Origin of the sequence: Streptococcus sp. NLN64, assembly GCF_015831295.1 — a bacterium.
Lineage (GTDB): Bacteria > Bacillota > Bacilli > Lactobacillales > Streptococcaceae > Streptococcus.
Genome location: NZ_JADXDQ010000058.1, coordinates 1 through 10,300, shown reverse-complemented (window position 1 = coordinate 10,300; position 10,300 = coordinate 1). Strand labels below are relative to the sequence as shown.

General features: G+C 43.2%; 9 protein-coding genes. 5 read left to right on the top strand and 4 right to left on the bottom strand.

All coding sequences use genetic code 11. From position 1 onward, the window contains the following. The 4 genes from I2503_RS07925 to I2503_RS07910 form a co-directional block, all read left to right on the top strand. Positions 1 to 931, top strand: a 931-nt coding sequence (locus I2503_RS07925; RefSeq protein WP_196967599.1) for a MucBP domain-containing protein, incomplete at its 5' end; no start/stop codon positions are given. Positions 932 to 1,152: 221 nt separating this feature from the next. Next, positions 1,153 to 2,097: an FAD:protein FMN transferase gene (locus I2503_RS07920; RefSeq protein ID WP_196967598.1), complete on the top strand. Its 945-nt coding sequence runs from the start codon at positions 1,153 to 1,155 to the stop codon at positions 2,095 to 2,097. A gap of 73 nt (positions 2,098 to 2,170) precedes the next feature. Then, positions 2,171 to 2,776, top strand: a complete 606-nt coding sequence (locus I2503_RS07915) for an NADPH-dependent FMN reductase (RefSeq protein WP_196092273.1) — start codon at positions 2,171 to 2,173, stop codon at positions 2,774 to 2,776. Positions 2,777 to 2,790: 14 nt separating this feature from the next. After that, positions 2,791 to 4,032: an NAD(P)H-dependent oxidoreductase gene (locus tag I2503_RS07910; RefSeq protein ID WP_196092274.1), complete on the top strand. Its 1,242-nt coding sequence runs from the start codon at positions 2,791 to 2,793 to the stop codon at positions 4,030 to 4,032. 62 nt (positions 4,033 to 4,094) lie between these two features. On the opposite strand, the gene I2503_RS07905 is transcribed toward I2503_RS07910, so the two are convergent. Genes I2503_RS07905 through I2503_RS07890 form a run of 4 tightly spaced genes read right to left on the bottom strand, consistent with a single transcriptional unit; the run spans position 4,095 to position 7,054 of the window. Further along, positions 4,095 to 4,742, bottom strand: a complete 648-nt coding sequence (locus I2503_RS07905; protein ID WP_196092275.1) for an amino acid ABC transporter permease — start codon at positions 4,740 to 4,742, stop codon at positions 4,095 to 4,097. Positions 4,743 to 4,759: 17 nt separating this feature from the next. Then, positions 4,760 to 5,464, bottom strand: a complete 705-nt coding sequence (locus I2503_RS07900; protein ID WP_196092276.1) for an amino acid ABC transporter permease — start codon at positions 5,462 to 5,464, stop codon at positions 4,760 to 4,762. A 9-nt stretch (positions 5,465 to 5,473) separates the two neighbouring features. Further along, a complete protein-coding gene (locus I2503_RS07895; protein WP_196092277.1) occupies positions 5,474 to 6,280 on the bottom strand; it encodes a transporter substrate-binding domain-containing protein in 807 nt (268 codons plus the stop codon). A gap of 9 nt (positions 6,281 to 6,289) precedes the next feature. Next, positions 6,290 to 7,054 carry an amino acid ABC transporter ATP-binding protein gene (locus I2503_RS07890; protein ID WP_196092278.1) on the bottom strand — a complete coding sequence of 255 codons (765 nt, stop codon included), beginning with the start codon at positions 7,052 to 7,054 and terminating at the stop codon, positions 6,290 to 6,292. Between the two features lie 432 nt (positions 7,055 to 7,486). Between I2503_RS07890 and I2503_RS07885 the strand changes: the two genes are divergently transcribed. Next, the coding region (locus I2503_RS07885) for a DUF1542 domain-containing protein (RefSeq protein WP_196967597.1) at positions 7,487 to 10,300 on the top strand (2,814 nt) is incomplete at its 3' end.

Genomic DNA, 10,300 nt, shown 5'->3' with positions numbered 1-10,300 from the left:
CGATGAAACCCCAGAGGATCCAAGCAATAACCCACCATTGCCATACATTCCAGGATACGAACCAAAAGTACCAGGAACAAATGAGCCATTGAAACCAGTTGATCCAGACGATCCAACCAAGGGTTATATTCCGCCATCCATCACAGATCCAAACGATCCAGGTAAGGATACACCAGTACCATACGTACCGGTAACTCCAGATCCAACACCTGAAGTGAAGAAGGGTAACGTTGTTGTTCATTATGTGAATGAGAAGGGTGAAACTATCGCGAAAGATGTAGTGGATACACCAGAAAGCGATGTGGAAACTCCTTATGACACAACAGACAACAAACCTCGGATTATTGAGAAGGATGGTAAACGTTACATCTTGGTACCAGGTAAAACTCAAGGTAACGAGACTGGTAAGATTACAGAGGGATCAACTCATGTGACCTATGTGTACCGTGAATTGGGAAGCTATATTCCATTTATTCCAACTGACCCAGGTAAGGAAATTCCAAAAGTACCGTATGATGAAACTCCAGAGGATCCAAGTAATAATCCACCATTACCATACATCCCAGGTTATACACCAAAAGATCCAAATGGTAATCCATTGAAACCAGTTGATCCAGAGGATCCAACGAAGGGTTATATTCCGCCTTCAATCGTAGATCCGAATGATCCTGCTAAGGATACACCGGTACCTTATGAGAAAGATCCGGATCCAACGCCGCAACCTGAGCCTAAGCCAGAACCACAACCTGAGCCTAAGCCAGAACCGCAACCTGAGCCTAAGCCTCAGCCACGTCCTGCTCAACCAACTTATGCAGAGCAACAACTTCCAGAGACTGGTGAAGATTCTTCTGCTGCCCTAACAGCATTAGGTATTGCCTCACTTCTTGGAGTGGTTGGTTTGAAAGCTAGAAAACGGCGTGAAGAAGATTAGTAATCATTGGAATCGCATTTGATTTCATGAACAAGCAATCAATGTGATGAAAACCCTGCTTCCGATTGGAGGCAGGGTTTTTACTTTGTGACAGGAATCGTATTTTTCCTTTATTGCTCAAAATAAAATGCGGGGAGTAGTTGACTTTTAATGAAGAAAGCGTTATCATAGATGTGTAAGTTTTCCTTATTATTTCAAAAAAGTAAAAGAAAGGGGCGGGAGTGAAGAGTAGTTGTCAGATAAAAATGATGGGAACTCTTATCGATGTTCAGATAGAAGCAGATGAGCCAAGTCTCTGTCTGAAGGAGATTCGTCAACTATTAGAAACGTATACCTTGCGTTTTAGCGCAAATGATAAACAATCAGAACTAAATCAAGTGAATCAACAGGCTGGAATTGAGGCGATTCAAGTCCATCCGGATCTCTTTGAGCTGATTCAAATTGGTAAGAAGCATAGTTTAGCTGATCCTAGTAATTTGAATATTGCCATCGGAGGCTTGGTGCAAACCTGGAGAATTGGGTTTAATGACGCCAAGCTACCGACTGTTGATGAGATTCAAAATGCTTTACGATATTCAGACCCTCGGGCTATTCAACTGGATTCGACAGTTAAGAGTGTTTATCTTGAGGTTCAAGGGATGAAGCTTGATTTAGGTGCCTTGGCCAAGGGCTATATTGCGGATAAGGTCATCGACTATGCTCGAAATCACCCAGGGATTCAAGCGATCTTGATCAATCTTGGAGGGAATGTTCGTGTCTGGGGGAGGAATGTAGCCCGACCGGATGGGAATTGGTTGATTGGAATTCAGGACCCCAAGCGGCCTAGAGGAGAGAATTTAGGACTGCTTCCAATTGATGGAGGGTCTGTAGTGACCTCGGGGATTTATGAGCGCTATTTGCAGATTGGAAACAAGCGCTACCATCATATTTTTGACCGGACCACAGGTTATCCAATTGAGACAAGTTTGGCGAGTTTAACCATAGTTGCACCGACATCCTTGGAGTGTGAGTTATGGACGACTCGTTTGTTCGGTTTACGTTTGGAAGTGGTTCTGTGGCAGATTGAACAGGAGCCTGGTATTGAAGGGATTCTCATTACGGATGACAATCGGATTATGTTATCGAGTGGCCTTGAAAAGACTTTTATTTGGCAGCGACCTTCGTGATGGGGAGAATGAAGCCTCTTCCCATTCAACAGGAAAACTTAAAAAGGTAGAAAAAATAGAAATGGAAAAGACTATGAAACTTATTGGAATTGTTGGAACAAATTCATCGAAATCTACAAACCGTCAGTTGCTTCAGTATATAGAGCGTCATTTTCAGGATAAGGCTGAGATTGAGTTAGTTGAAATTAGTGCTCTACCAGTTTTTAATAAACCGGCCAATAAAGAAGTACCAGAATCCGTCCTCGAAATTGCTCGTAAAATTGAGGAAGCAGAAGGGGTTATTATTGGAACACCGGAATATGATCATTCAATTCCTGCAGTGTTGATGAATGCCTTGGCTTGGTTATCTTATGGAATTTATCCACTTTTGAATAAGCCGGTGATGATTACGGGTGCTTCTTACGGAACTTTGGGTTCATCACGGGCCCAGTTACAATTGCGTCAAATTTTAAATGCTCCTGAGCTTAAGGCGAATGTCTTGCCAGATGAATTTTTACTGTCACACTCCCTTGAAGCTTTTGACTATGATGGGAACTTAAGGGATGCACGGATTATTCAAAAATTAGAGGCAATTTTCGATGATTTTCGTGTTTTTGTGAAAGTAACAAGTAAATTGTCAAATGCCCAAGAATTACTACGTCAAGAAGCTGAAAACTTTGACTGGGAAAACTTGTCATAAGAGAGGGAGAAAGAATGAAATTTGTAGGAATCGTTGGATCAAACGCAGAACAGTCATACAACCGCACATTGTTAGAATTTATTCGAAAACACTTTAAAACGCGGTTTGAATTGGAGATTTTAGAAATCACAGACATTCCAATGTTCAACCAAGACGAAGACTGGGAAGCGCATTTTCAATTACGTCTATTAAATAATAAAATTACACGCGCAGATGGTGTCATCATTGCGACACCAGAACACAACCATACCATTACAGCTGCCTTAAAGAGTGTCTTAGAATGGTTGTCGTACAAGGTTCATCCACTGGAAAGTAAACCAATCATGATTGTAGGGGCCTCCTACCATGATCAGGGAACTTCCCGTGCCCAAACTCATTTGAGAAAAATTTTAGATGCTCCTGGTGTGAATGCCTATACCCTACCTGGAAATGAGTTCTTGCTTGGTAAAGCCAAGGAAGCATTTGATGAAAACGGAAATATCATCAGTGAAGGAACTGTTAACTTTTTGGAATCCTGTGTGGACAATTTCATTAAATATGTACAAGTGGTTTCAAAACTTCGGAAACCAAAACCAATTCTTCCAGAAGATTTGTACTGTAATAACCCAATTGCAACTACCATTACAGAAGTGGATCCAGATGATCCAGAATGGGTTGAAAAAGTGGCTGAAATTACGGGGGCTGTATCTGGCAATACCTATGTCCGCTTAGATCACGGTATTTTAACGGTTGATCAGATTAATATGTTCCTCAACTCAATGCCATTTGAATTGACCTATGCAGATGACAACAACCAGTTCTTGTACTACAACAATGCTCACCAAGATCCAAGTACCATGTTGGCCAAACGGGTGCCTGCCCAGTCTGGAAGTCGCTTGGGGACAGTGCATAATAGTCTACCCGCAAATCGGATGAAAAATGTTGAGTGGGTTGTTGGAACGTTGCGCAATGGAAACCAAGAATATGTTCGGACCCTTGTACCAAATCCTTCAGAACATATTATTAACACCCATAATTATCAGGCGATGTACTATCCAGATGGTTCTTATGCGGGTATTAATGAGATTGTCTTCAACTTTAAACCGTGGTTGGACTGGTATTTAGAAACAACAGGCCAATCCCTCGTCGGTGGATCTGTGAGACCGGCTGCTGCCGCAGCTGCAGATGCTACAAGCGGGGCTTCTGATGCACAAGGCGGTCCTGCATCCGCGGCACCTGCAGCAGATGCTTCATCAGGTGCTTCTGAACACGCTTGAGTCAATCCTCTATAGCCGAAAAACCCCCAAGCGCTAGCAAGGCTTGGGGGTTTTTGAGTATTCTATTGTTGCTCTTTCCAACGAAGGGCAAGTTTTCGGGACAAACTGGAGATTAGGAAGTTGATAATAAAATAAGTCAGCGCGACGAATGCATAGAGGGTAAACACTTGTTCGGGTTGGAAGTGGCGTCCCATCAAGATTTGGCTCTTACCAAAGAGTTCTTGAAGGGCAATGACCGAATAGAGGAAGGAAGTGTCCTTGATCACCGTCACGAACTGGGAAATAATCGCTGGCAACATTTTGCGAAAGGCCTGGGGGAAAATGATGAGTGTAAAAATCTGGTAACTGGTAAAGCCTTGAGAGAGGCCGGCCTCAGTTTGTCCCTGATCAATTGCATTGAGGCCGCCTCGGATGATTTCTGCCAGTGCTGCAGATGTAAAAATGGTAAAGGATAGAATCCCTGCAGGTAGGGATTTGACCTGAAAGACCAAAAAGATAATGAAAATCCACAGCAGGTTAGGGACATTTCTGACAAACTCAATATAGATACCCGCTAAGAGTTTGAGGAAACGATAGCTACTGTTACGCATCAGGGCCAGAATGGTCCCAAAGAAGGTAGATAACACAATCGCGGACGCAGAAATGAGCAGTGTGAGCCCTAAGCCCTGTAGAAGGAAACTGAGGTTGTAACTGGTAAAAAGTTCAGACATAGCCGTTCCTTTCTAAATTAAAGTGTGTAGGTCTGCTTATTGGCTTCTTCAATTCTTCTTCCCCAGCTAGCTAGTGGGAAGCAGAGGATGAAATAAAGAAGAGCAGCGCCGGCAAAGGCGGGGACATAGTTGGTGCTTTCAAAGGCCCAGGATTTAGCGACGAACATGATGTCTGCACCCGAAATAATAGCTACGGTTGCAGTGTTTTTAATTAAGTTTACCACTTGGTTGGTCAGTGGAGGAAGGATGGTTCGAATTGCCTGAGGAATAATGATTAACCGCATGCTCTCCCCATAACTAAAACCTTGGGAGAGGGCAGCTTCCATTTGCCCTTTAGGGACAGCCTCGATACCGGAACGGAATACTTCCGCAATATATGCCCCGTGGTAGAGGCCGACACAAAGAATGCCGGTCCAAAAGGCTGAAATCATGATTGTTCCCTGCGATACAATAGCTAGGCCATAAAAGACAAAGACAAAGTGAACTAGCAGTGGCGTGTTCTGGAAAAATTCCACAAAGACCCGAGAGCAAGATTGGGCGAATTTGTTTTGACTTGACGCCATGATTGCAAAAAGGATACCGAGAAGCATGGCTAAAGCAAGAGACCCGATAGACAAACCAAGGGTGTAGAGAAAGCCTTGGAAGAAACTAGCGGATTCCTGAAATAAGGCAGCCCATCTACTTAAAGCGAAGGGGCTGGTTGAAGTCGTTGCGTGTAACATATTTCCTCCTTAGTCTTCTGTAGGTTGAGCGGACTTCAGATTGTACGAATCCTGAATTTGTTTGAGTGTACCGTCTTGGGTCCATTTTTCAATGAGGTTATCAATGTAGTCAATCAATTCAGTATTCGTCTTTTTGCTGGCAATTCCGTATTCTTGTGTATTAAATCCTTGATCTAGGATTTGCGTTTGTTTGCTGGTGTAACCGGATAGAATGGATTTATCGACAGAAAAGGCGTCAATCCGTTGTGCGTAAAGGGAGATTGCCAATTCAGGGAAGGACCCCAGTTCTACAAAATTGAAAGAGAGTCCATTTTCTTTGGCAAAAGCCTGAAGATTTGCTTTAGTTGTTGAACCTTGGGAAACCCCAATAGTCTTACCATCTAATCCTTTTGGACTCTTGATACCGGATTTTTGGTTTACTAAAAATCCGATTTCGTCGTAGTAGTAGGGCGTTGAGATCGCGTAAGATTCTTGTCTTTGCGGGGTAATCGTATACGTGGCGATGATGAGGTCAACTTGACCGTTATCCATCAACGGTTCCCGCGTATGGGATGTTACGGGGGTGTACTCGATTTTCACGCCTAATTCCTTGGCGATTTGTTGAGCGATATCGATTTCCATGCCATGGTATTGATTGTCTTTGGGGTCGAGGTAACCGAAATTGGGAACGTCTTGTTTAACACCAACACGCAAGACACCTGCGTCTTTAATCTTTTGAACTTGGTCTGGGAGTTCGGTTGCAGCAACGCTTGTCGATAGGAAGAGGAGGCTTAAACAGAAACCTGCTAGAAATTTAAGGTATTTGGAAAGATTCATGGCTTCCTCCTAGTCTTCTTTTACGTTATCACTGGTATGGTTGATAATTTTGCTGAGAAATTGTTGAGCGCGTGGTTCTTGAGGGTTGTCGAAGAAGCCGTGAACATCAGTGGTATCGACCAAAATTTCTCCATCCGCCATGAAAATGATACGGTCCGCTACTTCACGAGCGAATCCCATTTCATGGGTCACAACGACCATATTGGTTCCGCTTCGGGCTAGCTTTTGCATGACGGTTAAGACATCGCCGATGGTTTCTGGGTCCAAGGCAGAAGTTGGTTCATCGAATAGAAGTAATTCAGGCTTCATGGCCAAGCCACGAGCGATGGCTACACGTTGTTTTTGTCCACCGGATAGCATACCAGGATAGGAATCTTTACGATCCCACATATTTACATAGGTTAGGTATTTTTCGGCTAAGGCCAAGGCTTCCTTTGGGTCCATTCCTAGAACTTTGATTGGAGCTAGGGTGACATTTTCTAAAACCGTTTTGTGGGGGTAGAGGTTGAAGTGCTGGAAGACCATTCCAACTTCTTTTCGAAGTTGGACCAGTTCTTGGTTTGATGCATGGACCAGTTCGTGTCCGTTTACGACTAGACTTCCAGTTTCGATCGATTCTAAGGCGTTTATGGTTCGAATAAGGGTTGATTTGCCTGATCCGGAAGGTCCAAGGAGAACAACAACTTGGCCTTTTTCGATTTCTAGGTTGATGTTCCGAAGTGCATGGTAATCACCGTAGTACTTTTCGACGTTTTTAAATTGAATAAGCGGCATATTTTTCTCCTTTTTTGTCAGATAAACTATCATTTATTGTTGTATTTTACCAAAATTTCCAAAAACAAGCAACGAACTATGTCAGAAGTTCTCACATAAACGAGGTTACCTAGGGGATACTGTTGCTTAACCAGCTGCAAACTGATAAATAGAAATTCGAACTTTAAGGGAGAGTCCTTGAGTCTCGTCGATAAAATCCCGTCCTAGGAATTCGTTAATACTCTTCCAAAATCAAATGTAACCGTTGTTAGTTTCGCCTTACTCTCACTTAGCATTGCCTGGACTTCACGAGTTAGTTTTTGGAGTTTTATGAGATTGAGTTTGAAGATCAGGGGAAGGGGTTACAAATACCTTGTTTATGAGATAGAGGTTCTTGAGTAAATCCTTTCTTTATGGGATAATAAGGGGAAATAAAATTTTGAAAGGATATCCATGAAAAAGAAAAATGGAAAATTCCCGTTTGAGACGCGTCAGCGTTTCTCAATACGGAAATTTAATGTAGGAGTTGTATCAGTAGCAATCGCTGCCTTTTTGGTGATGGGGACAGGTGTTTCTGCTGATGAAGTGGAAGAATCGACGGGTCTGGCAAGTTCAAATCTAGCTAAGGAACAGACGAATCCGGGGGAGTCGCGAGAACTTATTATATCAACAAATGAATCGGTTGTTGAATCGCCTGTCTCTGTAGAGTTTAAAACTTCAACACATACATCAAGCGAGCTTCCTGCTTCTTCTGAACCAGAAGTTAAGGCTGAGGAAGAAATGAAGCCTTTAACAGAAGAAAAGAAAGAAACAACTGAAAAAGTTGAAGAATCTGCTAAAGTTGAGGAAGTTAAGGAAGATTGGTCAGGGGAAAAAGCGACTAGTAATCAAAGAGAAGTTGAGATTCCTTATACGCTAACCTTTGTTAACCAGAACACGAACGAAGCAATCCGCTCCGTTGAAAAAGTTGCAACGGTATCAACAAGGGACCGGCCTGCAACTGTCTCTATCACTTTGGATCCAGCTCAAGTCCCAGAAGGTTATAAACTGGCTTCAAATGAAGTAGCCAGGTTAACCCAAGAAATTCGGGAACTCCAGCAAAACCAATTGCTGTTTGCCTTGGTACCGTCCGCTTCTAGAGAATCTGCCTTCCGTCGTACGGCCACTGTAGCGCGTGGAAGTGCCTTCCGGAATAACGGTACAATGGCGGATCAGTATGGTGTAACTCCACGTCCGCGTGCTGTGAATATTAATCATCCCAATATGATGTATCAAGCGGATCGATCGGTTGTAACGACCTCATACCCTAGTGGGACTACTTATTCGTTTAAGGAAAATTTGGATATGAGTATTCCCCGTCATATCAGGCCAACGGTTATCGTGACCTATCCTGATGGATCGAAAGATGAGCAGGTGGTTGATATTACGGTCCTGTTATACGACCCAGCTAAGACCTTTGTCGCAGATCGAAATAATCTGACAGAGTCTGAGAAACAGGCTATCGTGAATGCCATCAAAGCTGTTCCCAGAAATCAGGGGATCAATCCTACATCTGTATTTTCAGTTGCAAATAATGGGGTTGTGACGGTTACCAACTATGATGGAACTACCTCAGTGATGGATAAAAGTAAGACTATTACCTTTAACCCGGATATCGTCTCTTTAACCGACGAGACCATCGCCAAAGGCGCTTCTTTCCGAAAAACAATTGACTTTACGATAGCTGAAGGAAATCCAACTGTAACGGTCACTGGGCTGCCTAATGGATTAAGCTATAACAATAAAGTTGTCACAGGAAATCCTACTGCAGAGAAGGGCGACTATCCTGTAACGGTGACGGTCAGAGATGGTGCTGGTAGAGAATCTCAAAAATCATTCGTGATTCATGTTACCGATAAGGATCCTCTTAGGGATACAGTAAATCAAGATAACATCACTAAAGCTGATGATAATTATACAGACGCAAGTCAAGATAAGAAGGATGTCTATGATAAGGCAGTTGAAGATGCCAACAATGTTATCCAAAATCCAAGCGCCAGCCAAACGGAGATTGATAATGCCAAACAAGCGGTTGAGGATGCTAAGAATGCGCTGGATGGAAAATCAAATATAAAAAATGGGGCAAAAGAGGCTATTGATCAAGCCGCAACTGATCAAAAAGCAGCCATTGATACCCGTAATGAATTAACAAAGGAAGAAAAAGATGCTGCTAAATCTCAGATTGATTCTGAGGCGACCAATGCCAAAAATGCGGTGGATGCAGCTCAGGATAAAGCTAGTGTTGAATCCGCTAAAAGCACAGGTATCGACACTATTTCAGCTGTAAATCCAAAAGCTGACACTAAAAACGCGGCGAAACAAGCGATTGATGACGCAGCTCAAGCCAAGAAGTCTGAAATCGATACTCGTACAGACCTGACGGATGAGGAAAAAGAGTCAAGCAAAGCGATTGTTGATCAAGAGGTCGCAGATGCCAAGAAAGCCATTGATGCAGCAACAACCAATGATGCTGTAGAGTCTGCTAAGAATTCTGGGGTGAGTCTGATTGACTCTGCTAGAGTTGTTGGGGAAGCGAAGGAAACGGCTAAACGGGATCTATTTGACAAGGCTGATGAAAAATTGGCGGAGATCGATGAACGGAAAGATCTAACTGAGGAAGAGAAAACTCAAGCTCGATCACAGGTAAATTCTGAAGTAACGAAAGCTATAGAGGCCATTCATTCAGCTAGAAATGATGCTGCAGTCAATAATGCACGCCAAACAGGTATCGTTGCCATTGATGCCATAAATCCATCAGCTATGGCTAAAAATAAGGCTAAGCAAGCGATCGATGATGAGGTGGATCTTAAGAAAGCCTTGATTGATTCGCGTACGGATCTCACGGATGAAGAGAAAACAGTTGCTAAATCAGAGGTCGATACCAAGGCGAATGACGCTAAGAAAGCAATCGATGCTGCGACTACGAATGATGCGGTGACATCTGCTAAAGATACGGGTATTACAAGCATCAATACCGTAAATCCGACACCAGTAGCTAAGCCAGCAGCTAAGCAAGCCATCGATGACGCAGCAGTAGCGAAGAAGGCAGAAATCGACGGTCGTGATGACTTGACGAAGGAAGAGAAAGACGCAGCTAAGTTTGAGGTTGATGCAGAAGCAACCAAAGCAAAAGATGCAGTAGATGGGGCTAAAACAGATGCGGATGTAACAGCGGCGAAGGATTCAGGAGTTGATGCGATTAAAGCAGAAAATCCATCTCCAGTAGCT